Here is a 24,363-nt window from a genome sequence, read left to right as displayed (position 1 = left end):
AGCAAAGATCGCAGCCTCGTCACACTCGTCAGCTCCTGCAGCGCGTCATTTGGCAAAAAATAAAAACCCGCTCCCCGAAGGAAGCGGGCGGGGTCGAGCTTAAGCCTGAGTTGCGTACTTGGCCAGACGTGGGTCCGATTTCAGTACCGCCAGGGTGTTGGTATGCACGTCTTCAGCGGTCACGTCAGCTTTGCTGAAGATCTGCTGGAAGTGCTCGTGGGTCACGGCCGCGAAATGCGCGCGGTCTTCCGGTGCTACGCCCAGTACCACGGCATAGGTGGTCAGCGCTTCGCCGTTGCCTTTGGCCATGTCTTCGGACAGCTCGTTCATCATGCCATTCATGGCGAACCAGGATTTGCCGCCGTAGGTCAGCGACGCGTTGGTCGAGCAACCGTTGGTGCCGGAAGTCATACCGAACGTGGCGTTACCGGAAGTGCCGTTGGTGGTGGAAGCAAGGAAGTGCGCCGGGGTGCCACGCTGACCTTCGAACAGCATGTTGCCCCAACCGCAATCCGGGCCGCCCGGGGCTTGCGCCATTGCGTTGATGGATACAGCGGTGAAGAGAGTACCGAGAAGAATCCGTTTCATAGCTTTGTTCTCTTTATGTGCATACCAATGGACAGGGTTCTGGCCTTTCGTACTCTGCCCGAGGACAGCGCCGAAAGTGTCAGTGGGCCGGTATTAGTTCCAGCCGCGCAGTTTGGAGTTTAGGCACGTTCCAGCGGTTCCGTGACTTTTTGCAAAATATTTGGAATAAACCTCTGATTTATCGGGACGCGCCGACCCGCCGCGCGCTTGTCTATGCTTTGTCATGTGGCGCGCCTTGCCAGTGGGGCACGGGCAGCGCCAGAATGCCGCTACCTGCCCCGCCTGATTGTTAAGGAAGCCCGATGCCTGATCCTGTTGCTGCCAGCCTGCGTCTTGCGCCCGAAGCGCTGACTCGTCCGTTTTCCGCTGAACAGTTCAGCTTCACTACCACCAATGATCTGGAGCCCTTTCGCGGTGTGCTCGGCCAGGAACGCGCGGTCGAAGCCTTGCAGTTCGGTGTGGCGATGCCACGCCCCGGTTACAACGTATTCGTCATGGGCGAGCCGGGCACCGGCCGCTTCTCGTTCGTCAAACGCTACCTGAAAGCCGAGGGCAAGCGCCTGCAGACCCCGGCAGACTGGGTCTACGTCAACAACTTCGATGAGCCGCGCGAACCGCGCGCACTGGAGCTGCCATCGGGCACGGCGGGCTCGTTCATCGGCGACATCAACGGCTTGATCGACAACCTGCTGGCGACTTTCCCGGCCGTCTTCGAACACCCTTCGTATCAGCAGAAAAAAAGCGCCATCGACCGCGCTTTCAACCAGCGCTACGACAAGGCGCTGGACATCATCGAGCGCCTAGCCCTGGAAAAAGACGTCGCCCTGTACCGCGACAGCAGCAACATCGCTTTCACGCCGATGCTCGACGGCAAGGCCCTGGACGAAGCTGAATTCGCGCAGTTGCCGGAAGCCGAGCGCGAGCGTTTCCACGACGACATTTCCGGCCTCGAAGAGCGCCTGAACGAAGAACTCGCCAGCCTGCCGCAGTGGAAGCGCGAGTCGAACAATCAACTGCGTCAGCTCAACGAAGAAACCATCACCCTGGCGTTGCAGCCGTTGCTGGCGCCGCTGTCGGAGAAGTACGCGGAAAACGCTGCGGTCTGCGGTTACCTGCAGGCCATGCAGGTCTACCTGCTGAAAACCGTGGTCGAGCAACTGGTCGATGACAGCAAGACCGACGCCGTCGCGCGCAAGTTGCTGGAAGAGCAATACGCACCCAGCCTGGTGGTCGGGCATCCGGCCAGCGGCGGTGCTCCGGTGGTGTTCGAGCCGCATCCGACCTATGAAAACCTGTTCGGTCGCATCGAGTACACCACCGATCAAGGTGCGCTCTATACAACCTATCGACAGTTGCGCCCGGGCGCGCTGCATCGCGCCAATGGCGGTTTCCTGATTCTCGAAGCAGAAAAAATGCTCAGCGAGCCGTTCGTGTGGGATGCGCTGAAACGCGCCCTGCAATCGCGCAAACTGAAAATGGAATCGCCGCTGGGCGAGATGGGCCGCTTCGCCACCGTGACCCTCAATCCGCAGCACATTCCGTTGCAGGTCAAAGTCATCATCATCGGTGCGCGGCAGTTGTATTACACGCTGCAGGACCTCGATCCGGACTTCCAGGAGATGTTCCGCGTTCTGGTCGACTTCGACGAAGACATCCCGATGGTCGACGAAAGCCTCGAGCAGTTCGCCCAACTGCTGAAAACCCGCACTTCGGAAGAAGGCATGGCGCCGTTGACCGCCGATGCGGTGGCGCGGCTGGCGACCTACAGCGCACGGCTGGCCGAGCATCAGGGACGCTTGTCGGCGCGTATCGGCGATCTGTTCCAACTGGTCAGCGAGGCCGATTTCATCCGCCATCTGGCCGGCGATGAGATGACCGATGCCGGGCATATCGAGCGAGCTTTGAAAGCCAAGGCCACCCGCACCGGGCGCGTCTCGGCGCGGATCCTCGACGACATGCTCGCCGGGATCATCCTCATCGACACCGATGGTGCGGCGGTCGGCAAGTGCAACGGTCTGACGGTGCTGGAAGTCGGCGACTCGGCGTTCGGTGTGCCGGCGCGGATCTCCGCCACGGTGTACCCGGGCGGCAGCGGTATCGTCGACATCGAGCGTGAGGTCAACCTCGGCCAGCCGATCCACTCCAAGGGCGTGATGATTCTCACCGGCTATCTGGGCAGCCGTTACGCGCAGGAATTCCCGCTGGCGATCTCGGCGAGCATCGCCCTCGAGCAGTCCTACGGCTACGTCGATGGCGACAGTGCGTCGCTGGGCGAGGCGTGCACGCTGATTTCGGCGCTGTCGAAAACGCCGCTCAAACAGTGCTTCGCCATCACCGGTTCGATCAACCAGTTCGGTGAGGTGCAGGCGGTCGGCGGGGTCAACGAGAAGATTGAAGGCTTCTTCCGCCTCTGCGAAGCGCGCGGCCTGACTGGCGAGCAGGGCGCGATCATTCCTCAGGCCAACGTCGCCACGCTGATGCTCGACGAGAAAGTCCTCGCCGCCGTACGCGCCGGGCAGTTCCATGTCTACGCAGTGCGGCAGGCCGATGAGGCGTTGAGCCTGCTGGTTGGCGAGCCGGCCGGTGAGCCGAATGCCGATGGCGAATTCCCCGAAGGCAGCATCAATGCCCGCGTGGTCGAGCGCCTGCGCGATATCGCCGAGATGATCAGCGAAGAGGACCTGAAAGAGGCCGAGAAGGAACTGGCGCAAGAGGCCCTCGCCGAAGCCAAACCCGCTTAAGCCAAGCGCGGTCAAACTGTAGGAGTGAGCCTGCTCGCGATGGCGGAGTATCAGTCGACAAAAAGTCGCCTGACACTCCGCCATCGCGAGCAGGCTCACTCCTACATTTGTTTTGCAGATCAGGTTTTGCATTGATCTTCGGGGAATGCGTCACGACTCTGGCGCCAAACTTCACACAATGACCATTCGGCGCCTTCTGGTTCCATTTGGCTTGCGCGGGACACTTTTCTTCTATTCTCAGGTCAAGGATATCGACAGTATCACTGGATCGAGCCAGTCCTCCCGTGGGGCTGAATACCGGCTTTACCGAGGGTCGCCGCCATGTCGCGCAACCTCTGTCTCACCCGTCAATGCCTGGGTCTGGTGACCCGGATCGAATGCGCCGTCAAGCCGCTGGCCGGCGACAACGGCATGTGGACGCTGCTCTTCGCGGCCGGCATGGCCGGCGAACAACCTTCCGCGATCAAAGCCCAAGGCCCGTTCCACGGCCCGGTGGCGGCCGAGTCTATTCTCGACACCATCGTTGAAAGCCTGACCTTGCATGGCTACGAACTGGCCGATGACCCGCAGATCTGGAGCCTGCATCTGCAAGCTCAGTTGCGGCAGATCAACGGCGGCCGTGGGCGCAGCCTCAACGGTTAAGGCGCCGTCTGGTCCACCGGCGCCTTGTCGAGCTTGACCTCGAAGCCGTATTGCACGGTGACGAGGTCGGTGCGCTGATAGGTTTCCACGCGAGTCGGGCGACCGTAAAAGTAGTGCACGCCGAGTAGCGCCGGGCCTTCGGTGCTGGCGTCGTGGCTGACCGAGAGAATCTGCTTGAGATAATGGCCGCTGTCGTCCTTGACGAAGAAACGCCACTCGTTGGGCGGGAAGGCTTTCAGGTCGACCACCAGCGTGTTGTCCTTGATCGCCAGGCCTTTGGGCAATGACTGCGCGTCGTAGGATTGCTTCGCCACCGTGGCCAGAAACAGCGGCATCGAGCCCACGGCGATCGCCGGGGTTTCCGGAAACAGATTCAGATCATAAGTAATCGTCGCTTGCAGCGGATCGACCTGGTACGCCTCGGGTGGCAGCTCGATCGGCTCGTCGAGTTTGCCGCCGCGCTTTTCCGTGAAGAAGGTTACCGGGCTGACGCCGGGGTTGAGTTCGTCGCCAAGCAGTTCGTCGTTGAAAGTGCGGCGGTGGGAAAACTCGATACGCGCCGCGCTCGGCTCTTCCACGGATTGATGAATGCGCACGCCGGCCTTCAGTTGTTCTTCGGTCAGGTCCGCGCCTTTGAGCCAGTTCGCGGCGAGATCGTCGTAAACCACCACCGGCAGGTCAAGCGGCTGCACGGCTTTGGCCGTGGTGTGCGGATCGAAGGTGCGAACCGGCAGGTCCAGCGGTTTGCGCGTCACTGTCGCCGAGGAGAAGTCGAGCACGCTGACTTCCAGTGTGTCGATCGGGCCGTGGAAATACACCTTGTTGTAACGGCGCGGATGCTCTTTCTCGAAGGCTTGCTGATCGTCGCTGAGCTGTTTTTCCAGGGCGTCGCTCCAGCTCTTCTGCTTCTGTAGCTGGGTGAGTTGGTGCTGATAAAACTCGACCTGCTCCGGGCTCTCGTTGATCGAACCGGCGCGCACCAGGTATTGGCCGCTGGCGTCGCGGGCCTGAACGATGAGCGGATTGATGCGGGCCTCAGCGACCTCTGCGGCCAATGGCAGGCTGTTGCTGACTTCGACCTCGGCGTAGTTCTTCTCCAGCTTGAGCAGTTTGACGCTGAGGTTGTCATTGCTGCGGGTCTGGCCGACGTCTTTCTGCGTCAGGTCGAAGCTGTACAGCCGCCGGGGCGCGATCACTTCGACCTGGCCTTGCAGGCTGACCGGTTGTGGCAGGCTTTTCTTGTCGACGTTGAGGCCATCGATGAACGGGTAGGTCACCGTCAGATCATCGGGGTTGGTCACGTTGGAGCTGGACGGGCTGAGCTGAATGCCCGGATCGGTTTCCGACCACTCCGGCTGCCAGGCGATCACGCGTTTGTTGCTCAGCGTCACCGAGTGCCACTCGATGCCGTGCGGGAACAGAAAACCGCCGGGAATGTTCAGGTTGAAAGGAAACACCGGTTGCAGGTCGGTGAGGTAATCCGAGCTGGCGTCCTTGTGCAGCACGAACAGGCCATTGATGAACGTATCGACCAGCGCCTGCGGGGTAGGGTAGTGCTTGAGCACGGCGAGGGCGTCGGCGCCGTATTCAGTGTGCGGCGTGATGTCGTCGAGCTTGAGTCGGGCCCGTTCCAGCAACAGCAGCGAACCGCCGAGTTCGGTGATGGCGTCCTTGAGCTTCGGATCGCTGATCGCGTCCAGCGACTGTTCGAAGGTGGCGGTCTTTTCATCAAGGTTGGCGACGTGCTTTTCATCGCCGGGCGAGCAACCACCGATGAGCAAGGCAAGGCAGATTCCGGCAGTCGTCAAGGCTGATCGCACATCCATTTCCACGCGTCCTGTCCACTGTCATTGGGCTGTCAATGCCTTGGACACTAGCAGAAAAACTTTGTCACACACACGCAGGTGGCGGATTTTCCGGCGGTTTCTGGCTGTCACAGCGGGCTGTTATACTCGCCGCCATTTCCAGCCCCTTGTGTGAGATTCAATGGAACGCTTTATTGAAAATGCAATGTACGCCACCCGCTGGCTGCTGGCGCCGATCTACATCGGCCTGTCCCTCGGTTTGCTGGCGCTGGCATTGAAGTTCTTCCAGGAAATCATCCATATCCTGCCCAACGTCTTCGCGATGGCCGAATCGGACCTGATTCTGGTGCTGCTGTCGCTGATCGACATGGCGCTGGTGGGTGGTCTGCTGGTGATGGTGATGATTTCCGGTTATGAGAACTTCGTCTCGCAACTGGATATCGACGAAGGCAAAGAGAAGCTCAGCTGGCTGGGCACCATGGACTCGTCGTCGCTGAAGATGAAAGTCGCAGCGTCGATCGTGGCGATTTCCTCGATCCACTTGCTGCGTATCTTCATGGACGCCAAGAATGTCGATCCCGAGCACCTGATGTGGTACGTGATCATTCACATGACATTTGTGGTGTCCGCGTTCGCCATGGGTTACCTCGACAAGGTCACCAAGCACTGATCAACCCTTCGAGTTACAAAGAACCGCCCGTCTGTTGCGAAACAGACGGGCGGTTTCGTTTGTGGCTTGTGCTTTCAAGCGCAGCGGCCTAACTCTGTAATGGTGCGATTCTCCACCGTTTGAGGTGCTTCCATGAACCTGCAAGAGTTGAACGCGTATGCCATCGCCGGCAAGGTCGATGAGTTGAATCTGATTTCCATGGAAGGCGGGATCTATCTGCTGGAAGCGCGCATGCACGGGGCGGCTCATCCGCTGCATGATCCGCTGGGCAAAACCTTGACTCTTCGTTCCGTCGAGCACGCGCGGGACATGCTGCATGCGTTTCCGGTGCTGCCGTTCAATCTGGTGCACACCTCGGTGCACGACGAAATGTGCGGTTTGGGCGGTGGCATCAATGAAAGCCTGAAAGTGCCGCTGGCCTGGCGCTCGGCGCTGTAGGGCCGGCCCCAGGCCCGGGGTATCTGTGCTAGTCTGCTCGCCCTTTTGGTTCCGGGCGCGCCGGGACGCGCTGTGCACGCACGGCAAGTCCTGTGGCCGTCCGCACAGCGGAGCAGTGTCATGTCCGAAGTAAATCTGTCCACCGACGAAACCCGCGTCAGCTACGGTATCGGCCGTCAACTTGGCGACCAGCTGCGCGACAACCCGCCACCGGGTGTCAGCCTGGACGCGATCCTGGCCGGTCTGACCGACGCTTTCGCCGGCAAGCCAAGCCGTGTTGGCCAGGAAGAAATGTCCGCCAGCTTCAAGGTGATCCGCGAAATCATGCAAGCCGAAGCGGCTGCCAAGGCTGAGGCCGCGGCTGGCGAAGGCCTGGCTTTCCTCGCGGAAAACGCCAAGCGTGACGGCATCACCACCCTGGCTTCCGGCCTGCAATTCGAAGTGCTGACCCAGGGCGACGGCGCCAAGCCGACCCGTGAAGATCAGGTGCGCACGCACTACCACGGCACGCTGATCGACGGCACTGTGTTCGACAGCTCCTACGAGCGCGGCCAGCCTGCCGAGTTCCCGGTTGGCGGCGTGATCGCTGGCTGGACCGAAGCCCTGCAACTGATGAACGCCGGCAGCAAATGGCGCCTGTACGTGCCGAGCGAACTGGCTTACGGCGCACAAGGCGTGGGCAGCATCCCGCCGCACAGCGTTCTGGTGTTCGACGTCGAGCTGCTGGACGTTCTGTAATCCCCAGCCTGCTTGATGGCAGACCAATGTAGGAGTGAGCCTGCTCGCGAACGCGGTGTGTCAGTTGTTGATTGGCTGGCTGACACACCGCTATCGCGAGCAGGCTCACTCCTACAGTTTTGACCGCGGTTCATATTTCGATCTTGTTGTGCAGCTCATTGGTCGGGCGCAATGCCCGGGCATAGCAGAACAGGAACAGATTGCGCACCAGCTCCTTGAGCACCAGCGGCTCGCTGGAATTGAGGCTGCTGACGTCCAGATCACCTTGATCCTGCAGTTCATGCAAGGCTTCTTCTTCAAGCACCGCACAGACTTCGCCGGTTTCCCGATGGAGGATTCTGAGGTACGGGTGTGGGCGATCCAGCCAGGCGTCGATCAAATAAGTCATGGGTCTCATCTCCTTGAAAGGTTTCAATGAGAATAATTCTTATTCATCAAATAGCAAGTGCCTATTGGCGGATCGTGGATTTTTCCAGGTAAAGGTTGTGTCAGGTCAAAATGGCTGGCTGATGGCCATGCGCGGATTCATTGAGCTGAAGCGGGGAGGGCAACGCTCCATCCCACGGCTGGCGCGGGATGGATGACACAAGGCTCAGACTTTTCTGACGAACTCGGATTTGAGCTTCATCGGGCCGATGCCGTCGATCTTGCAGTCGATGTCGTGATCGCCATCGCACAGGCGGATGTTCTTGACCTTGGTGCCGACCTTGACCACCAGCGAGGTGCCCTTGACCTTGAGATCCTTTATCACGGTGATGGTGTCGCCGTCCTGCAGGACGTTGCCGACCGAATCTTTCTTCACGGCATCATCGGCCGCCACTTCGGCTTCGCCGCTGGCAGACCACTCGTGGGCGCACTCGGGGCAGACCAATTGGGTGCCGTCTTCGTAGGTGTATTCGGAATTGCATTTCGGGCAGGGTGGCAACGTGCTCACTAAGGTTCCTTGGGTATCAGGAGGGCTAAAGGGCGCACATTGTATAGGGTTTTAGGCTGCGAAGGGCATAGCGCAGAAACAACTGTGGGAGCGACCCTGCTCGCGAAGGCGTCCTGCCAGACAACATAACTGTCAGCTGGCAGAACGCTTTCGCGAGCAGGCTCGCTCCCACAGGGGATGAATCAGTGCGTGCGGGCGACCGCGAACTCGCTCAGTTCAACCAGTGCATCGCGATATTCGCTGGCCGGCAGCGCTTCCAGGCACTTGATTGCACGGGCCACGTAATCGCGGGCCAGTTGCGCGGTGTATTCCAGCGATCCCGACGCTTCGACGGCGATGCGGATGCTTTCGAGGTCTTCGATTCCGCCTTTCTGGATCGCCTGACGCACGAGTGCTGCCTGTTCGGCCGTGCCTTCGCGCATGGTGTAGATCAGCGGCAGGGTCGGCTTGCCTTCGGCCAGATCGTCACCGACGTTCTTGCCCAGGGTTTCCGCGTCGCCTTTGTAGTCAAGCAGGTCATCAACCAGCTGGAATGCCACACCCAGGTGATCGCCGAAGGTGCGCAGGGCTTCGCTCTGCTCGGCGGTGGCGCCGGCCAGGGCGGCGGCGCTGTGGGTCGATGCTTCGAAGAGCATCGCGGTCTTGCCGCGGATGACTTCCATGTAGGTTTCTTCGCTGGTGCTGGCGTCACGCACCTTGGACAGCTGCAACACTTCGCCTTCAGCGATGATGCGCGTGGCTTGCGACAGAATCTTCATGACCGGCATCGAGCCCAGTTCGACCATCATTTCGAACGAGCGCGAATACAGGAAATCGCCGACCAGCACGCTTGGAGCGTTGCCCCACATGGCGTTGGCGGTCGAGCGGCCACGGCGCATGCCGGACATGTCGACGACGTCGTCATGCAGCAAGGTCGCGGTGTGCAGGAATTCGATGGTGGCGGCCAGCAGGCGCATGTCGTCGCCTTCGCGACCCAGGGCCTTGCCACACAGCAACACTAATAAAGGACGCAGGCGTTTGCCGCCGGCCGAAGTGATGTAATCGCCGATTTTCGATACCAGCGGCACTCGAGACGTCAGCTGCTTCTTGATGATGCCGTCGACGGCGCTAAAATCGTCCGCCACCGCGCGGTAGAAAGCTTGGGGTTGCATCAGCGAGAGTCGCTCCAGAAGGGTTGCGCGGCATGCTAGGACCCCCACCCAGACCTGTCAAGGCACGATCAGGCACTGTGAAAGCTGCTGCGCTCGGCAATCCTGCGTCAAAAACAGGCTCGGAATGCTCATTTACAACCCGTAAACTCCGCTTCCTCGCCTGTTTTTTCCTTGTCTTGCCTTCGCTCGCGACGCTTTCACAGTGCCTGTCGGCCACTTGCGCGACGCAGATTGCTTGCGTACAATCGCGCACCCTGAACTTCCTGGGCAGCACCTGCCTTACGCAATTGCACTTGGGCCGTTCCAGCCCCATGCAGCCATGCCAGCCAATACCTCTTCTTATAAAGAGCTGGGTGAGCAGGATTATCGGAGAAATACCATGTACGCAGTAATCGTTACCGGCGGTAAGCAATACAAGGTCGCTGAAGGTGAATACCTGAAGATCGAAAAACTGGAAATCGCTACTGGCGAATCCGTGACTTTTGATCGCGTTCTGCTGGTCGCCAATGGCGACGACGTGAACATCGGCGCACCAGTTGTTGCTGGCGCAACCGTCAAGGCTGAAGTGATCTCCCAAGGTCGTCACGATAAAGTCCGCATCATCAAGTTCCGTCGCCGTAAGCACCACATGAAGCGTATGGGCCACCGCCAGTGGTTCACCGAGATCAAAATCACCGGTATTCAGGCTTAATTACAGCCTAATTCCTCACTAGGAGAATTGAACTCATGGCACACAAAAAAGCTGGTGGTAGTACCCGTAACGGTCGCGACTCAGAAGCCAAACGCCTTGGCGTGAAGATGTATGGCGGCCAGGTCATCAAGGCCGGCAACATCATCGTGCGTCAGCGCGGCACCCAATTCCACGCTGGCTACGGCGTTGGCATGGGTAAGGATCACACTCTCTTCGCTAAAATCGAAGGCGTGATCAAGTTCGAAGTAAAGGGCGCCTTCGGTCGTCGTTACGTGAGCGTAATCGCGGCTTAATCGCGAGATCGCTGGAGAAGCCCTGTCTTGCGACGGGGCTTTTTCGTTTGTGGGGTGAGTCTCTTGCAAAGCTGTTTGTATGGGCTGTCGGCGTGCGATGCAGGTCGTGTCTTGGGGTCGCTGCGCTCATTTTTGCAAGAGTCTTATGTCTTGATTGTTTTTCGGCTCGTCCGTACGGCGAGAGGCGTTGGTTATGAAGTTTGTTGATGAAGTATCGATTCGCGTAAAGGCTGGTGACGGTGGCAACGGTGCCATGAGTTTCCGTCGGGAAAAATTCATCGAGAACGGTGGCCCGAACGGTGGTGATGGCGGTGACGGCGGTTCCATCTACATGATGGCCGACGAAAACCTCAACACCCTGGTCGACTACCGTTACACCCGCCACTTCGATGCCGAGCGTGGCTCCAACGGCGGCAGCACCGACTGCACCGGCAAGAAGGGTGAAGATCTGATCCTGCGCGTGCCGGTCGGCACCACCGTGATCGACTCCGTCACTCAGGAAGTGATCGGCGACCTGACCAAGGCCGGCCAGAAACTGATGGTAGTGCAGGGCGGCTGGCACGGTCTGGGCAACACCCGTTTCAAATCCAGTACCAACCGTGCGCCGCGTCAGACCACGCCGGGCAAGCCGGGCGAGCAGCGCGACCTGAAACTGGAAATGAAAGTGCTGGCCGACGTCGGTCTGCTGGGTTTGCCGAATGCCGGTAAAAGTACCTTTATCCGTTCGGTCTCGGCGGCCAAGCCTAAAGTCGCGGACTACCCGTTCACCACGCTGGTGCCGAACCTCGGTGTGGTCAGCGTCGATCGCTGGAAGAGTTTCGTCATTGCCGACATTCCGGGTCTGATCGAAGGCGCTTCCGACGGTGCCGGCCTGGGCATTCGCTTCCTCAAGCACCTTGCGCGTACGCGTCTGCTGCTGCACCTCGTCGACATGGCGCCACTGGATGATTCCAGTGCTCCGGACGCGGCTGAAGTGATCGTCAACGAGCTGATCAAGTTCAGCCCTTCGCTGGCCGAGCGTGATCGCTGGCTGGTGCTGAACAAGTGCGACCAGATCCTTGAAGAAGAGCACGATGCCCGCGTCAAGGAAATCGTCGATCGTCTGGAATGGACCGGTCCGGTGTACGTGATCTCGGCCATCGCCAAGATCGGTACCGAGCGTCTGTGCCACGACATCATGCGTTATATGGAAGACCGTGCCGATCGCCTGGCCGCAGATCCTGCGTACAAGGAAGAGCTGGCCGATCTCGATCAGCGCATCGAAGACGAAGCCCGTGCGCAGTTGCAGGCGCTGGACGACAAGCGTGCCCTGCGCCGCAGTGGCGTGAAGTCGGTCCATGACATCGGCGACGATGACTGGGACGAAGAAGATGTGGATGACGAAGACGGCCCGGAAATCATTTACGTGCGTGACTGATCCGTTGCGATAAACTTGAACGCCGCTCAATCGAGCGGCGTTTTAGTATCCGGAAATCGATCGTTGGTCAGCAATCGCCACGATTAACGTCACGGGCAGTGCCAGGTCGCGCTGCCCTCAAGCTAAGGTTGAAGATGATGCGGAGCAAGGTGACAGGTGCGCAGCGTTGGGTCGTGAAGATCGGCAGCGCTTTGCTGACAGCTGATGGCAAAGGGCTGGATCGCGCGGCAATGAGTGTCTGGGTCGAGCAGATGGTGGCGCTGCATGAAGCGGGCGTCGAGCTGGTGCTGGTGTCCTCCGGGGCGGTGGCGGCCGGCATGAGCCGCTTGGGCTGGACCTCGCGACCCAGTGCCATGCACGAGTTGCAGGCGGCCGCTGCGATCGGTCAGATGGGCCTGGTGCAGGCGTGGGAATCGAGCTTCGCCGAGCATGGCCGGCACACCGCGCAGATTCTCCTGACCCACGACGACCTGTCTGACCGCAAGCGCTACCTCAACGCCCGCAGCACCTTGCGTGCGTTGGTCGAGTTGAAAGTCATTCCGGTGATCAACGAAAACGATACCGTGGTGACCGACGAAATCCGTTTCGGCGACAACGACACGCTGGCGGCGCTGGTGGCCAATCTGGTCGAGGCCGATCTGCTGGTGATCCTCACCGATCGCGACGGCATGTTCGACGCCGATCCGCGCAACAATCCTGATGCGCAGTTGATTTATGAAGCGCGCGCCGATGATCCGACGCTCGATGCGGTCGCCGGCGGTACCGGCGGTGCCCTAGGGCGCGGCGGCATGCAGACCAAGTTGCGCGCGGCGCGCCTGGCGGCGCGTTCCGGGGCGCACACCATCATCGTCGGTGGGCGGCTTGAGCGCGTGCTCGATCGCCTGAAGGCGGGCGAGCGCATCGGTACGCTGCTGTCGCCTGAGCGCGGCATGCTCGCTGCGCGCAAGCAGTGGCTGGCCGGGCATCTGCAAACCCGTGGCACTCTGGTGCTGGATGAGGGGGCAGTGTCGGCGTTGTCCAAGGGCAACAAAAGTCTGCTGCCGGTAGGGGTGAAACTGGTTCAGGGCAGTTTCCGGCGTGGTGAGATGGTGGTCTGCGTGGCGCCGGACGGTCGTGAGATCGCGCGGGGGCTGGCCAATTACAGCGCCCTGGAGGCGCAAAAAATCATCGGTCAGTCGTCGGATGCGATTGTCGGTTTGCTCGGTTACATGGCGGAGCCGGAACTGGTTCACCGTGACAACCTGATTCTGGTCTAGGGAAAATTCGATGCGTGTAGCGAAAGGATTGTTGGGTCTGCTGATGGCCATGCCACTGCTGGCCTCGGCCGAGGAGATCGGTCAGGTGTCGACGGTGTTCAAATTTGTCGGGCCGAATGATCGGATCGTGGTCGAGGCGTTCGACGATCCGAAAGTCGAGGGCGTGACCTGCTACCTGTCACGCGCCAAGACCGGCGGGGTAAAGGGTGGTCTCGGTCTGGCAGAGGATCGCGCCGAGGCATCGATCGCTTGTCGTCAGGTCGGGCCGATCAGGTTCAAGGGCGAGCTGAAGGATGGCGACGAGGTATTCAAGGAGCGCACCTCGCTGGTGTTCAAGACCATGCAGGTCGTGCGTTTCCTCGACAAGAAGCGCAACACCCTGGTGTATCTGGTCTACAGCGATCGCCTGATCGAAGGCAGTCCGCAGAATGCGGTCACTGCCATCCCGATTCTGCCGTGGGTGCCTGTGCAGCCATAACACAGCAAAACCAATTGTAGGAGTGAGCCTGCTCGCGATAGCTGTGTATCAGTCAACAATTGCATCGACTGATGCGCCGCCATCGCGAGCAGGCTCACTCCTACTTTTTTTGCCTGTAGCTTGTTGAATCCCAGGCAATAAAAAACCGACCCTGAGGTCGGTTTTTTAATGACTACGTCGATTAAGCGGCTTCTTTCAGCGCTTTGACGTGGCCATTCAGACGGCTCTTATGACGAGCAGCCTTGTTCTTGTGGATGATGCCTTTATCGGCCATACGGTCGATAACTGGCACAGCCAGAACGTATGCAGCTTGAGCTTTTTCAGCGTCTTTTGCGTCGATGGCCTTAACTACATTCTTGATGTAGGTACGAACCATGGAACGCAGGCTGGCGTTGTGGCTGCGACGCTTCTCAGCCTGTTTTGCACGTTTTTTGGCGGAAGGTGAGTTGGCCACCGTCGAGCTCCTCGAAAGACTTTTTAGGAAATAGCAAACAAAATAGGCCGCGAATCATGCCGATGAAGACTTGTCTTGTCAAGGGCACTTGAATCGTTCCGCTAAGTGGTAGGTATAAAGAGGCGGGATATTTATTTCCGGCGCTTGACCTGTAAACTCGCGAGCTTTGGCTCTGTGCTGTTGCGGCGCGGAGTATCGCACAAGTGGGCGCATTGTTCGCCTGCTGTTTATCGACAGGCACAAACTCTCTCAATGAATCTGCTCAAATCGTTGGCCGCCGTCAGCTCTATCACGATGCTTTCCCGGATTCTGGGTTTTGTTCGTGACACGCTGATCGCGCGGACATTCGGCGCCGGGATGGCCACGGACGCCTTCTTTATCGCTTTCAAACTGCCCAACCTGCTGCGGCGGATCTTTGCCGAAGGCGCTTTCTCCCAGGCTTTCGTGCCGATTCTGGCCGAATATAAAAGTCAGCAGGGCGAAGAGGCGACGCGCACCTTTATTGCCTATGTGTCGGGCCTGTTGACGCTGGTGTTGGCGGTAGTGACGGCGCTGGGCATGATCGCCGCGCCCTGGGTGATCTGGGCCACGGCGCCGGGTTTTACCGATACCCCGGATAAATTCCAGCTCACCTCCGATCTGTTGCGGGTGACCTTTCCTTATATATTGCTGATCTCGCTGTCGTCGCTGGCCGGCGCGATCCTCAACACCTGGAACCGCTTCTCGGTGCCGGCGTTCGTGCCGACTCTGCTCAACGTCAGCATGATCGTGTTTTCGCTGTTCCTCACGCCGTACTTCGATCCGCCGGTCATGGCCCTTGGCTGGGCGGTGTTGGTCGGCGGTCTGGCGCAATTGCTGTATCAGCTGCCGCACCTGAAAAAGATCGGCATGCTCGTGCTGCCGCGCCTGAACCTGCGCGACAGCGGCGTGTGGCGGGTGATGAAGCAGATGCTGCCGGCGATTCTCGGTGTGTCGGTCAGTCAGATCTCGCTGATCATCAACACCATCTTCGCCTCGTTTCTGGTCGCAGGTTCAGTGTCGTGGATGTACTACGCCGACCGTTTGATGGAGTTGCCCTCGGGCGTGTTGGGTGTGGCGCTCGGTACGATTCTGCTGCCAACGCTGGCCAAGACCTACGCGAGCAAGGATCGCCACGAGTATTCACGCATCCTCGACTGGGGGCTGCGCCTGTGCTTTGTGCTGGTGCTGCCGTGCGCGCTGGCGCTGGGAATTCTCGCCGAACCGCTGACCGTTTCGCTGTTCCAGTACGGTCAGTTCAGTGGCTTCGATGCCGAGATGACCCAGCGTGCGCTGATCGCCTATTCGGTCGGCCTGCTCGGGATTATCGTGATCAAGGTGCTGGCGCCGGGCTTTTATGCGCAACAGAACATCCGTACGCCGGTGAAAATCGCAATCTTCACGCTGGTCTGCACCCAGTTGTTCAACCTGGCGCTGATCGGGCCGCTGGCCCACGCCGGTCTGGCGCTGGCGATCAGTGCCGGTGCTTGCCTCAACGCCGGGTTGCTGTTCTATCAACTGCGCAAGCAGAAGATGTATCAACCGCAGCCGGGCTGGGGCAAGTTCGGTTTCAAACTGGTTGTTGCGGTGACGGTGATGTCCGCGGTGTTGCTGGCCGGCATGCATTTCATGCCCGCCTGGGATGAGGGGCACATGCTCGAGCGCTTCTTGCGCCTGGGCGCGCTGGTGGTGGCCGGGGTGGTGGCGTATTTCGGTATGTTGCTGCTGCTGGGTTTCCGCCTGCGCGACTTCAATCGCAAGGCCTTGAGCTAAGGTTTCAGCCTTTATCGACAGGCACGGGTCGACGGTTTTGTCGGCTCGTTCACTTTGCGTTACGGTGTTGCCTGTCGTCGGCCGTCGGGTGTGGTTATAATCGACCACTTTATGAGCAAGAAGCGCGTTATGCAGCTGGTTCGAGGCCTCCACAACTTGCGCCCCCAGCATCGGGGCTGCGTCGCCACTATTGGCAACTTTGACGGTGTTCACCGTGGTCACCAGGCTATCCTGGCCCGGCTGCGTGAGCGTGCGCTCGAGTTGGGCGTACCCAGCTGCGTGGTGATTTTCGAGCCGCAGCCACGGGAGTTCTTTGCTCCCGACACCGCACCGGCGCGTCTGGCGCGGTTGCGTGACAAGCTGCAGTTGCTGGCTGCCGAAGGCGTCGACCGGGTGTTGTGCCTGGCTTTCAACCAGCGGTTGAGCAAGCTTAGCGCCAGTGAATTCGTCGATACCATTCTGGTCGATGGCCTTGGCGTGCAGCATCTGGAGGTCGGTGACGATTTCCGCTTCGGCTGCGACCGCCTCGGCGATTTCGATTTCCTCATGCAGGCCGGGCAGGTACACGGATTCACCGTCGAAGCCGCGCAAACCGTCGAGCTGGATGGCATTCGCGTCAGCAGCACGCAAGTGCGCAATGCTTTGGCCGCCGCCGATTTTGCCTTGGCCGAACGCTTGCTCGGTCGTCCGTACCGCATCGCCGGTCGCGTGCTGCATGGCCAGAAACTGGCCCGGCAATTGGGAACACCCACTGCCAACATTCAACTCAAGCGTCGTCGCGTGCCGTTCACCGGGGTGTATCTGGTGAATGTCGACATCGACGGCAAGACCTGGCCCGGCGTCGCCAATATCGGCGTGCGCCCCACGGTGCAAGGGGATGGCAAAGCCCACCTCGAGGTCCATCTGTTAGATTTTGCCGGCGATCTGTATGACCGGCGTTTGACGGTGGTTTTCCACCAAAAGCTGCGTGAAGAGCAGCGCTTCGCCTCTCTGGAGGCATTGAAAACGGCGATCAATGCGGATGTCGCCACCGCCCGTGCACTAGCCGCACCTAGCGCCCATCGCTAATGAAGAGCCTTAAATGACCGACTATAAAGCCACGCTAAACCTTCCGGACACCGCCTTCCCAATGAAGGCCGGCCTGCCACAGCGCGAACCGCAGATCCTGCAGCGCTGGGACAGTATTGGCCTGTACGGAAAGTTGCGCGAGATTGGCAAGGATCGTCCGAAGTTCGTCCTGCACGACGGCCCTCCGTACGCCAACGGCACGATCCACATCGGTCACGCACTGAACAAGATTCTCAAAGACATGATCATCCGCTCGAAAACCCTGTCGGGTTTCGACGCGCCATACGTCCCGGGCTGGGACTGCCATGGCCTGCCGATCGAGCACAAGGTTGAAGTGACCCACGGCAAGAACCTCGGCGCGGATAAAACCCGCGAGCTGTGCCGTGCCTACGCCACTGAGCAGATCGAAGGGCAGAAGTCCGAGTTCATCCGCCTCGGCGTGCTGGGCGACTTCGCCAACCCGTACAAGACCATGGATTTCAAGAACGAGGCCGGTGAAATCCGCGCCCTCGCCGAGATTGTCAAGGGTGGTTTCGTGTTCAAGGGCCTGAAGCCCGTGAACTGGTGCTTCGACTGCGGTTCGGCCCTGGCTGAAGCGGAAGTCGAGTACGAGAACAAGAAGTCCTCGACCATCGACGTGGCCTTCCCGATCGCTGACGAGGCCAAACTGGCTGCCGCGTTCGGTCTGGCCTCGCTGGGCAAACCTGCTGCGATCGTGATCTGGACCACCACCCCGTGGACCATCCCGGCCAACCAGGCGTTGAACGTGCACCCGGAATTCAACTACGCGCTGGTCGATATCGGCGACAAGCTGCTGGTGCTGGCTGAAGAGCTGGTCGAAGCCTGCCTGGCGCGCTATGGCGTGGAAGGTTCGGTCATCGCCACCACCACCGGTAAAGAACTGGAGCTGATCAACTTCCGTCACCCGTTCTACGATCGCCTGTCGCCGGTGTACCTGGCTGACTACGTCGAACTGGGCGCTGGCACCGGCGTGGTTCACTCCGCCCCGGCCTATGGCGTGGACGACTTCGTGACCTGCAAGAAATACGGCATGGTCAACGACGACATCCTCAACCCGGTACAGAGCAACGGCGTGTACGTGCCGTCGCTGGAATTCTTCGGCGGCCAGTTCATCTGGAAGGCCAACCCGGCCATCGTCGAAAAACTGACCGAAGTCGGTGCGCTGATGCACACCACCGTCATCGAACACAGCTACATGCACTGCTGGCGCCACAAGACCCCGCTGATCTATCGCGCCACCGCGCAGTGGTTCATCGGCATGGACAAGGAGCCAACCAGCGGCGACACCCTGCGCGTGCGCTCGCTCAAAGCCATTGAAGACACCAGGTTCGTCCCGGCCTGGGGCCAGGCGCGCCTGCACTCGATGATCGCCAACCGTCCGGACTGGTGCATCTCGCGTCAGCGCAACTGGGGCGTGCCGATCCCGTTCTTCCTCAACAAGGAAAGCGGCGAGCTGCACCCGCGTACCGTCGAGCTGATGGAAGAAGTCGCCAAACGCGTTGAAGTCGAAGGCATCGAGGCCTGGTTCAAACTCGACGCCGCCGAACTGCTCGGCGATGAAGCGCCTCAGTACGACAAGATCAGCGACACCCTCGACGTCTGGTTCGACTCGGGCACCACGCACTGGCACGTCCTGCGCGGTTCGCACCCGATGGGTCACGAGAGCGGCCCGCGTGCCGACCTGTACCTGGAAGGTTCCGACCAGCACCGTGGCTGGTTCCACTCGTCCTTGCTGACCGGTTGCGCCATCGACAACCACGCGCCGTACCGCGAACTGCTGACGCACGGCTTCACCGTCGACGAGTCCGGCCGCAAGATGTCCAAATCGCTGGGCAACGTGATCGCGCCGCAGAAGGTCAACGACACCCTGGGCGCCGACATCATGCGTCTGTGGGTCGCTTCGACCGACTACTCCGGCGAAATGGCGGTGTCCGAGCAGATCCTGCAGCGCAGCGCCGACGCTTATCGTCGTATCCGTAACACCGCGCGCTTCCTGCTTTCCAACCTGACCGGTTTCAACCCGGCCACCGACCTGCTGCCGGCCGAAGACATGCTGGCGCTGGATCGCTGGGCGGTGGATCGCACGCTGCTGCTGCAACGCGAGTTGCAAGAGCACTACGGCGAATACCGTTTCTGGAACGTCTACTCGAAGATCCACAACTTCTGCGTGCAGGAGCTGGGTGGTTTCTACCTCGACATCATCAAGGACCGCCAGTACACCACCGGCGCCGACAGCAAGGCACGGCGCTCGTGCCAGACCGCGCTGTTCCACATCTCCGAAGCGCTGGTGCGCTGGATCGCGCCGATCCTCGCCTTCACTGCCGATGAGCTGTGGCAATACCTGCCAGGCGAGCGTAACGAATCCGTCATGCTCAACACCTGGTACGAAGGTCTGACCGAGCTGCCGGAAGGCTTCGAGCTGGGTCGCGCCTACTGGGATCGCATCATGGAAGTGAAAGTCGCGGTCAACAAAGAGATGGAAATCCAGCGTGCGGCGAAAGCCGTCGGTGGCAACCTGCAGGCCGAAGTAACGCTGTTTGCCGAAGAAGCGCTGAGCGCCGATCTGGCCAAGCTGAGCAACGAGCTGCGCTTTGTCCTGATCACCTCGACTGCCAGCGTTGCGCCATTCGTGCAGGCTCCGGCCGATGCCGTGGTCACCGAAGTCAGTGGTCTGAAACTGAAGATCGTCAAATCGGCCTTCCCGAAATGCGCACGTTGCTGGCACTGCCGCGAAGACGTCGGCGTGAACCCGGAGCATCCGGAAATCTGCGGTCGTTGCGTCGACAACATCAGCGGCGCTGGCGAGGTTCGTCACTATGCCTGATGCCGTTGGCCGTTTCGGACGGCTGAGCTGGCTGTGGTTGAGCCTGCTGGTCCTGGTCATTGACCAGGCCAGCAAGTTCTACTTCGAAAGCAAGCTCGAAATGTTCCAGCAGATCGTGATCATTCCCGATCTGTTCAGCTGGACCCTGGCCTACAACACCGGCGCCGCCTTCAGCTTCCTCGCGGACAGCTCCGGCTGGCAGCGCTGGCTGTTTGCCCTGATCGCCATTGTCGTCAGTGCCGTGCTGGTGGTCTGGCTCAAGCGCCTGGGCCGCAACGACACCTGGCTGGCCGTCGCCCTGGCGCTGGTGCTGGGTGGCGCGCTGGGCAACCTGTATGACCGCATTGCCCTGGGCCATGTGATCGACTTCATTCTGGTGCACTGGCAGAACCGCTGGTATTTCCCGGCGTTCAACATTGCCGACAGCGCGATCACCGTCGGCGCGATCATGCTGGCGCTGGACATGTTCAAATCGAAGAAAACCGAAGAGGCCGCTCATGACTGAACCGCTATCGACTGAGCAACGCATCGGCCAGAACACCGAAGTCACGCTGCACTTTGCCCTGCGCCTGGAAAACGGTGATACCGTCGACAGTACGTTCGACAAGGCCCCGGCCACCTTCAAGGTCGGCGACGGCAACCTGCTGCCGGGTTTCGAAGCCGCACTGTTCGGCTTCAAGGCCGGCGACAAGCGCACCCTGACCGTCGAGCCGGAAAACGCCTTCGGTCAGCCGAACCCGCAGAACGTGCAGACCATCCCGCGTTCGCAGTTCACCGACATGGAGTTGTCACCGGGCCTGCTGGTGATCTTCAACGATGCGGCCAATACTGAATTGCCAGGTGTGGTGAAGGAATTCGACGACACGCAGGTGACCGTCGACTTCAACCACCCTCTGGCCGGCAAGACGCTGACCTTTGACGTCGAGATCATCAGCGTCAAAGCGATCTGAGTAATAATGCAAAACCAATGTGGGAGCGAGCCTGCTCGCGAATGCTGAATGACATTCAACGTTGGTGTTGTCTGACACACCGCTTTCGCGAGCAGGTCGAATCGTCGCACCGTCGCTCCCACACTGTTTTCCACAGAATTCGTTATTTCTTGCGCGCAAGACACGAGGCACAGCATGCAAATCAAACTCGCCAACCCCCGTGGCTTCTGCGCCGGTGTGGACCGGGCGATCGAAATCGTCAACCGCGCCCTGGAAGTCTTCGGGCCGCCGATCTACGTGCGTCACGAAGTGGTGCACAACAAGTTCGTCGTTGAAGACCTGCGCAGCCGTGGCGCGATTTTCGTCGAAGAGCTCGATCAGGTGCCCGATGACGTCATCGTCATCTTCAGCGCCCACGGTGTTTCGCAAGCCGTGCGCAACGAAGCCGCCGGTCGTGGTTTGAAGGTTTTCGATGCAACCTGCCCGCTGGTGACCAAGGTGCACATCGAAGTCGCCAAATACAGCCGAGACGGTCGCGAGTGCATCCTGATCGGCCACGCCGGTCACCCGGAAGTCGAAGGCACCATGGGTCAGTACGATGCCAGCAATGGCGGTGCGATCTATCTTGTCGAAGACGAGAAGGACGTGGCCGAGTTGCAAGTGCGCAACCCGGAAAAACTCGCCTTCGTCACCCAGACGACGTTGTCGATGGACGACACCAGCCGCGTCATCGATGCCCTGCGCACGCGCTTCCCGGCGATCGGCGGTCCGCGCAAGGACGACATTTGCTACGCCACGCAAAACCGTCAAGACGCCGTCAAGCAACTGGCCGACGAGTGCGACGTGGTACTGGTGGTCGGCAGCCCGAACAGCTCCAACTCCAACCGTCTGCGTGAACTGGCTGAACGCATGGCGACCCCGGCCTACCTGATCGACGGTGCCGAAGACCTGCAACAGAGCTGGTTCGACGGCGTCGAGCGCATCGGCATCACCGCCGGCGCCTCGGCACCGGAAGTGCTGGTGCGTGGCGTCATTCAGCAATTGCAGGCCTGGGGCGCGACCGGTGCCGATGAGCTGGCCGGCCGTGAAGAGAACATCACGTTTTCGATGCCGAAAGAGCTGCGCGTCCGCTCGATCTGACGTTCCTGCTGCTGTCGCACAGCGCCTGTTCGGTCTCCTGACTGCTCAGGCGCACGCGACCGGTCGCCGCCAGCACGATCTGCCGCTGGCTGACCGGTGCGCGCGGCGAGCAGATGTGTATTGTCCCCGCCTGAAATCGCCGTCCCGGCATCAGCGGTTGCCCCAGATGACTGAACCGCACATAGCGGCTCACCCACCAGTTGCCGACAATCGGCACCTTCGCCTCACTGGCACGTTCAACCAGCAGCGGATTGCTGCTGTCCTCCGAACCCTTGCCGCTCAGATCCAGAATGATTCGCCAGCCACGGCTCCAGTCGCCGTCGATGCCATGGATCACCACGTTGTGATTGTGTGTCATAGCCAGTGTGCGGGCGTGGCGAATACCTTCGATCAGCGATTGCGCTGCATGATCGCGTTGAGTTGCTTCCTTGAGCGCAGCGAACGCCGGGCTGACCAGCAGCAGAACAATTGCGCCAATCGCCAGTCCCATAAGCAGTTCAATCAGGCTGAAACCGTGTTGCGGCATGAAAAATCCCTCCGTGGAGTGGTGTGAGCAGCGCAATCCGTGCGCCGCGCAGGGCAAATCAGTCGGCATGTGCCGAGCGAATGTTCTAGCGTGTAGAAGCAGGTATAGCCGACGGCAACGGAGGGCATCGATGGATCTTCGTACAAAAGGTTTCACGCTGGTCGAGTTGCTGGTCGCCATCGCCGTGTTCCTGGTACTGATCACGCTGGCGGTGCCGGCCTTTACCCGTACGATTCAGAGCAGCAAGGCGGATACCGAAGTCGGCGACCTGCAGCGCGCAATCAATTTTGCTCGCCTCGAAGCGATCAATCGCGGCGTGACCACGCGTTTGCGTCCGACCGCTGGCGGCAGCGTCTGGACCGGTGAGCTGGCGGTCTACGACAGTACTGGCAATCCAGCCAATGTGTTGCGGGTTGTTCCAGCGATGAGCAGCGGGGCGACTCTGACGCTACCTTTAGGAGTGACCGCACTGGATTTCAACAATCTTGGTGGTCTGGCGGCACCGTCGACGGCGGTAGTCATCGGTTACACGCTGGGCACGCAAAGCAGGACGCTGAACGTGTGTTTGAACGGACGCATTCAACTGGGTGGAAATTGCGGATGAGGGCAGGGAGCAAAATCGCACAGGAGGGCATGACGCTGATCGAAGTGCTGGTCGCGTTGCTGATTCTCACTGTCGGCCTGTTGGGGGCGGCGGCAGTGCAACTCAATGCGCTGAAGTACACCGACAGTTCGCGGATGACCAGTCAGGCGAGCTTCATTGCCTACGACATGATGGACCGCATTCGCGCCAATTCCGGCGCCGACTACACCACTACACCGCCGACCTCGGGCAACCTCAGCGTGGCGCGGGATCAGGATCTCTACGACTTCACCACCAACATCGCCAACTTTGGCGGTCCGACCGCGACGGGCAGCATCACCCTCAACCAGCGTGTCTATACCATCACCATTACCTGGAGCGATGCGCGCGCCGCCAACGCTGCCAGTGCCCAGCGCAGTTTCGTGCTGACCAGTCGGGCGGCGGTCGATCCGGTGGCCACGCCATGAAGCATGCCAGCCGTGGTTTCGGTTTGATCGAGTTGCTGATCGCATTGGCTTTGGGGCTGATTGTCGTGCTGGGTGTGGTGCAGATCTTCATTGCCGCGAAAAACACCTACGTCAGTCAGAACAGCGCCGCGGCGATGCAGGAGGACGCGCGTTTCGTCCTCAGCAAGATGATTCAGGAAATCCGCATGGTCGGCATGTTCGGCTGTCTCGGCACCATCACTGATTCGAGCAGCGCGGGCGACTTCAACGCCGCGCAGCTCACCCCGATCAGCTGGGATAACGCCAGTCTCAAGCTGACCATGGTCACCGCCGATGTCGGCAGCGGCGGGGGAACGCCGACCTGGACAGTGATTTCAGACTGTCGCAACAGCGCGGTCGCCTACAGCGGATTGCGCAGCCCAACCACGGGGCAAATCGCTTTCCCGATCCGGCGCCTGATCTACAGCTTCAGCAATAACCAGATCCTCATGGGCACCGGCAGCGGCAATCCCGCGCAGCAAGTGCTGGTGAACAACGTCAGCGCCTTCAACGTCACCTTCGGCCTGGCCAGCTCCGCGACCGACGTGGCGGCCTCCACTTACAGCAGCAATCCCGGCGATCCCGCGCGCATCCGCAGTGTGCGTCTGAGCCTGACCCTCACCGACCCGAACAACCGGGTGCGCAATCAAACCTTCAACGTGGTTGCGGCATTGCGCAATCGCTTGCAGTGAGGGGGCGG

The 24,363-nt window shown here is 60.2% G+C and carries 26 protein-coding genes; 19 read left to right on the top strand and 7 right to left on the bottom strand.

What is annotated here, in order from left to right:
- Window positions 1–99 precede the first annotated feature (99 nt).
- On the bottom strand, window positions 100–588 hold the full coding sequence (locus LIS66_RS23015; protein ID WP_007909797.1) for a DUF3015 domain-containing protein: 489 nt from the start codon (window positions 586–588) through the stop codon (window positions 100–102).
- 302 nt (window positions 589–890) lie between these two features.
- Here LIS66_RS23015 and LIS66_RS23010 point away from each other — a divergent pair, with 302 nt between their 5' ends.
- Entirely contained in the window at window positions 891–3,329 is a 2,439-nt protein-coding gene (locus LIS66_RS23010) for a Lon protease family protein (RefSeq protein WP_042610508.1), read from the top strand.
- 321 nt (window positions 3,330–3,650) lie between these two features.
- Window positions 3,651–3,971 carry a hypothetical protein gene (locus tag LIS66_RS23005; RefSeq protein ID WP_016773114.1) on the top strand — a complete coding sequence of 107 codons (321 nt, stop codon included), beginning with the start codon at window positions 3,651–3,653 and terminating at the stop codon, window positions 3,969–3,971.
- Here the strand turns inward: LIS66_RS23005 and LIS66_RS23000 are convergent.
- Entirely contained in the window at window positions 3,968–5,797 is a 1,830-nt protein-coding gene (locus LIS66_RS23000; protein ID WP_227973099.1) for a hypothetical protein, read from the bottom strand. The two genes, LIS66_RS23005 and LIS66_RS23000, sit on opposite strands and share 4 nt — an antisense overlap.
- A gap of 160 nt (window positions 5,798–5,957) precedes the next feature.
- Between LIS66_RS23000 and LIS66_RS22995 the strand changes: the two genes are divergently transcribed.
- The 3 genes from LIS66_RS22995 (at window position 5,958) to LIS66_RS22985 (ending at window position 7,622) form a co-directional block, all read left to right on the top strand.
- Window positions 5,958–6,446 (top strand): TIGR00645 family protein, encoded by a 489-nt coding sequence (locus LIS66_RS22995; protein WP_016773116.1) that lies wholly within the window; start codon window positions 5,958–5,960, stop codon window positions 6,444–6,446.
- 132 nt (window positions 6,447–6,578) lie between these two features.
- The gene (locus tag LIS66_RS22990; RefSeq protein ID WP_042610506.1) at window positions 6,579–6,884 is read left to right on the top strand and encodes a DUF6482 family protein; all 306 of its coding nucleotides are present in this window, start codon (window positions 6,579–6,581) and stop codon (window positions 6,882–6,884) included.
- Between the two features lie 120 nt (window positions 6,885–7,004).
- The gene (locus LIS66_RS22985) at window positions 7,005–7,622 is read left to right on the top strand and encodes an FKBP-type peptidyl-prolyl cis-trans isomerase (protein WP_016773117.1); all 618 of its coding nucleotides are present in this window, start codon (window positions 7,005–7,007) and stop codon (window positions 7,620–7,622) included.
- A 130-nt stretch (window positions 7,623–7,752) separates the two neighbouring features.
- Here the strand turns inward: LIS66_RS22985 and LIS66_RS22980 are convergent, their stop codons facing one another.
- The 3 genes from LIS66_RS22980 to LIS66_RS22970 all read right to left on the bottom strand — a co-directional run bounded on the left by LIS66_RS22980 (window position 7,753) and on the right by LIS66_RS22970 (window position 9,707).
- On the bottom strand, window positions 7,753–8,010 hold the full coding sequence (locus LIS66_RS22980; RefSeq protein WP_016773118.1) for a hypothetical protein: 258 nt from the start codon (window positions 8,008–8,010) through the stop codon (window positions 7,753–7,755).
- A gap of 204 nt (window positions 8,011–8,214) precedes the next feature.
- The gene (locus tag LIS66_RS22975) at window positions 8,215–8,556 is read right to left on the bottom strand and encodes a zinc ribbon domain-containing protein YjdM (protein WP_016773119.1); all 342 of its coding nucleotides are present in this window, start codon (window positions 8,554–8,556) and stop codon (window positions 8,215–8,217) included.
- Window positions 8,557–8,738: 182 nt separating this feature from the next.
- Window positions 8,739–9,707, bottom strand: a complete 969-nt coding sequence (locus LIS66_RS22970) for a polyprenyl synthetase family protein (RefSeq protein WP_016773120.1) — start codon at window positions 9,705–9,707, stop codon at window positions 8,739–8,741.
- Between the two features lie 379 nt (window positions 9,708–10,086).
- On the opposite strand from LIS66_RS22970, the gene rplU reads away from it, so the two are divergent.
- From rplU to LIS66_RS22945, 5 genes are all read left to right on the top strand, one after another.
- The gene (gene rplU, locus LIS66_RS22965; protein WP_007924746.1) at window positions 10,087–10,398 is read left to right on the top strand and encodes a 50S ribosomal protein L21; all 312 of its coding nucleotides are present in this window, start codon (window positions 10,087–10,089) and stop codon (window positions 10,396–10,398) included.
- 35 nt (window positions 10,399–10,433) lie between these two features.
- The gene (gene rpmA / locus LIS66_RS22960) at window positions 10,434–10,691 is read left to right on the top strand and encodes a 50S ribosomal protein L27 (RefSeq protein ID WP_016773121.1); all 258 of its coding nucleotides are present in this window, start codon (window positions 10,434–10,436) and stop codon (window positions 10,689–10,691) included.
- Window positions 10,692–10,884: 193 nt separating this feature from the next.
- Window positions 10,885–12,108: an Obg family GTPase CgtA gene (gene cgtA / locus LIS66_RS22955; protein ID WP_227973098.1), complete on the top strand. Its 1,224-nt coding sequence runs from the start codon at window positions 10,885–10,887 to the stop codon at window positions 12,106–12,108.
- A gap of 137 nt (window positions 12,109–12,245) precedes the next feature.
- The gene (proB, locus tag LIS66_RS22950; protein ID WP_042610505.1) at window positions 12,246–13,364 is read left to right on the top strand and encodes a glutamate 5-kinase; all 1,119 of its coding nucleotides are present in this window, start codon (window positions 12,246–12,248) and stop codon (window positions 13,362–13,364) included.
- 10 nt (window positions 13,365–13,374) lie between these two features.
- Complete coding sequence (locus tag LIS66_RS22945; protein ID WP_227973097.1) at window positions 13,375–13,842, top strand: CreA family protein; 468 nt, start codon at window positions 13,375–13,377, stop codon at window positions 13,840–13,842.
- 181 nt (window positions 13,843–14,023) lie between these two features.
- On the opposite strand, the gene rpsT is transcribed toward LIS66_RS22945, so the two are convergent.
- Window positions 14,024–14,296, bottom strand: a complete 273-nt coding sequence (gene rpsT, locus LIS66_RS22940) for a 30S ribosomal protein S20 (RefSeq protein WP_003228351.1) — start codon at window positions 14,294–14,296, stop codon at window positions 14,024–14,026.
- Window positions 14,297–14,548: 252 nt separating this feature from the next.
- Between rpsT and murJ the strand changes: the two genes are divergently transcribed.
- The 6 genes from murJ to ispH all read left to right on the top strand — a co-directional run bounded on the left by murJ (window position 14,549) and on the right by ispH (window position 22,069).
- Window positions 14,549–16,087 (top strand): murein biosynthesis integral membrane protein MurJ, encoded by a 1,539-nt coding sequence (gene murJ / locus LIS66_RS22935; RefSeq protein WP_227973096.1) that lies wholly within the window; start codon window positions 14,549–14,551, stop codon window positions 16,085–16,087.
- 129 nt (window positions 16,088–16,216) lie between these two features.
- Entirely contained in the window at window positions 16,217–17,155 is a 939-nt protein-coding gene (ribF, locus tag LIS66_RS22930) for a bifunctional riboflavin kinase/FAD synthetase (RefSeq protein ID WP_016773125.1), read from the top strand.
- Window positions 17,156–17,168: 13 nt separating this feature from the next.
- Entirely contained in the window at window positions 17,169–20,000 is a 2,832-nt protein-coding gene (ileS, locus tag LIS66_RS22925) for an isoleucine--tRNA ligase (RefSeq protein WP_042610502.1), read from the top strand.
- Entirely contained in the window at window positions 19,993–20,505 is a 513-nt protein-coding gene (gene lspA, locus LIS66_RS22920; RefSeq protein WP_042610501.1) for a signal peptidase II, read from the top strand. Before ileS ends, lspA begins: the two co-directional genes overlap by 8 nt.
- Window positions 20,498–20,950: an FKBP-type peptidyl-prolyl cis-trans isomerase gene (fkpB, locus tag LIS66_RS22915; protein WP_016773128.1), complete on the top strand. Its 453-nt coding sequence runs from the start codon at window positions 20,498–20,500 to the stop codon at window positions 20,948–20,950. Before lspA ends, fkpB begins: the two co-directional genes overlap by 8 nt.
- A 174-nt stretch (window positions 20,951–21,124) precedes the next feature.
- Complete coding sequence (gene ispH, locus LIS66_RS22910) at window positions 21,125–22,069, top strand: 4-hydroxy-3-methylbut-2-enyl diphosphate reductase (RefSeq protein ID WP_042610500.1); 945 nt, start codon at window positions 21,125–21,127, stop codon at window positions 22,067–22,069.
- On the opposite strand, the gene LIS66_RS22905 is transcribed toward ispH, so the two are convergent.
- Window positions 22,026–22,595, bottom strand: a complete 570-nt coding sequence (locus LIS66_RS22905) for a GspH/FimT family pseudopilin (protein ID WP_065615654.1) — start codon at window positions 22,593–22,595, stop codon at window positions 22,026–22,028. The two genes, ispH and LIS66_RS22905, sit on opposite strands and share 44 nt — an antisense overlap.
- Before the next feature lie 130 nt (window positions 22,596–22,725).
- Between LIS66_RS22905 and LIS66_RS22900 the strand changes: the two genes are divergently transcribed.
- Genes LIS66_RS22900 through LIS66_RS22890 form a run of 3 tightly spaced genes read left to right on the top strand, consistent with a single transcriptional unit; the run spans window position 22,726 to window position 24,355 of the window.
- The gene (locus LIS66_RS22900; RefSeq protein ID WP_042610498.1) at window positions 22,726–23,199 is read left to right on the top strand and encodes a GspH/FimT family pseudopilin; all 474 of its coding nucleotides are present in this window, start codon (window positions 22,726–22,728) and stop codon (window positions 23,197–23,199) included.
- The gene (gene pilV / locus LIS66_RS22895; protein ID WP_064364111.1) at window positions 23,196–23,645 is read left to right on the top strand and encodes a type IV pilus modification protein PilV; all 450 of its coding nucleotides are present in this window, start codon (window positions 23,196–23,198) and stop codon (window positions 23,643–23,645) included. Before LIS66_RS22900 ends, pilV begins: the two co-directional genes overlap by 4 nt.
- The gene (locus tag LIS66_RS22890; RefSeq protein WP_227973095.1) at window positions 23,642–24,355 is read left to right on the top strand and encodes a PilW family protein; all 714 of its coding nucleotides are present in this window, start codon (window positions 23,642–23,644) and stop codon (window positions 24,353–24,355) included. The genes pilV and LIS66_RS22890 overlap by 4 nt, the downstream gene beginning before the upstream one ends.
- Window positions 24,356–24,363: the final 8 nt, after the last annotated feature.

The sequence above is a fragment of the Pseudomonas sp. HN2 genome (assembly GCF_020736465.1).
Taxonomy (GTDB): Bacteria; Pseudomonadota; Gammaproteobacteria; order Pseudomonadales; family Pseudomonadaceae; genus Aquipseudomonas; species Aquipseudomonas moraviensis_A.
Note: the sequence above shows the minus strand (reverse complement) of the source record. Positions and strands in the feature narration are given on the sequence as shown.

Coding starts and splice junctions, on each gene's coding strand:
- LIS66_RS23000 (WP_227973099.1), bottom strand. CDS start 5,797: ATGGATGTGCGATCAGCCTTGACGACTGCCGGAATCTGCCTTGCCTTG.
- LIS66_RS23005 (WP_016773114.1), top strand. CDS start 3,651: ATGTCGCGCAACCTCTGTCTCACCCGTCAATGCCTGGGTCTGGTGACC.
- rplU (WP_007924746.1), top strand. CDS start 10,087: ATGTACGCAGTAATCGTTACCGGCGGTAAGCAATACAAGGTCGCTGAA.
- LIS66_RS23015 (WP_007909797.1), bottom strand. CDS start 588: ATGAAACGGATTCTTCTCGGTACTCTCTTCACCGCTGTATCCATCAAC.
- pilV (WP_064364111.1), top strand. CDS start 23,196: ATGAGGGCAGGGAGCAAAATCGCACAGGAGGGCATGACGCTGATCGAA.
- LIS66_RS22980 (WP_016773118.1), bottom strand. CDS start 8,010: ATGACTTATTTGATCGACGCCTGGCTGGATCGCCCACACCCGTACCTC.
- rpmA (WP_016773121.1), top strand. CDS start 10,434: ATGGCACACAAAAAAGCTGGTGGTAGTACCCGTAACGGTCGCGACTCA.
- LIS66_RS22970 (WP_016773120.1), bottom strand. CDS start 9,707: ATGCAACCCCAAGCTTTCTACCGCGCGGTGGCGGACGATTTTAGCGCC.
- murJ (WP_227973096.1), top strand. CDS start 14,549: ATGAATCTGCTCAAATCGTTGGCCGCCGTCAGCTCTATCACGATGCTT.
- proB (WP_042610505.1), top strand. CDS start 12,246: ATGCGGAGCAAGGTGACAGGTGCGCAGCGTTGGGTCGTGAAGATCGGC.
- fkpB (WP_016773128.1), top strand. CDS start 20,498: ATGACTGAACCGCTATCGACTGAGCAACGCATCGGCCAGAACACCGAA.
- LIS66_RS22990 (WP_042610506.1), top strand. CDS start 6,579: ATGAACCTGCAAGAGTTGAACGCGTATGCCATCGCCGGCAAGGTCGAT.
- ispH (WP_042610500.1), top strand. CDS start 21,125: ATGCAAATCAAACTCGCCAACCCCCGTGGCTTCTGCGCCGGTGTGGAC.
- cgtA (WP_227973098.1), top strand. CDS start 10,885: ATGAAGTTTGTTGATGAAGTATCGATTCGCGTAAAGGCTGGTGACGGT.
- LIS66_RS22945 (WP_227973097.1), top strand. CDS start 13,375: ATGCGTGTAGCGAAAGGATTGTTGGGTCTGCTGATGGCCATGCCACTG.
- LIS66_RS22890 (WP_227973095.1), top strand. CDS start 23,642: ATGAAGCATGCCAGCCGTGGTTTCGGTTTGATCGAGTTGCTGATCGCA.
- LIS66_RS23010 (WP_042610508.1), top strand. CDS start 891: ATGCCTGATCCTGTTGCTGCCAGCCTGCGTCTTGCGCCCGAAGCGCTG.
- ribF (WP_016773125.1), top strand. CDS start 16,217: ATGCAGCTGGTTCGAGGCCTCCACAACTTGCGCCCCCAGCATCGGGGC.
- LIS66_RS22995 (WP_016773116.1), top strand. CDS start 5,958: ATGGAACGCTTTATTGAAAATGCAATGTACGCCACCCGCTGGCTGCTG.
- lspA (WP_042610501.1), top strand. CDS start 19,993: ATGCCTGATGCCGTTGGCCGTTTCGGACGGCTGAGCTGGCTGTGGTTG.
- LIS66_RS22905 (WP_065615654.1), bottom strand. CDS start 22,595: ATGCCGCAACACGGTTTCAGCCTGATTGAACTGCTTATGGGACTGGCG.
- LIS66_RS22900 (WP_042610498.1), top strand. CDS start 22,726: ATGGATCTTCGTACAAAAGGTTTCACGCTGGTCGAGTTGCTGGTCGCC.
- ileS (WP_042610502.1), top strand. CDS start 17,169: ATGACCGACTATAAAGCCACGCTAAACCTTCCGGACACCGCCTTCCCA.
- LIS66_RS22985 (WP_016773117.1), top strand. CDS start 7,005: ATGTCCGAAGTAAATCTGTCCACCGACGAAACCCGCGTCAGCTACGGT.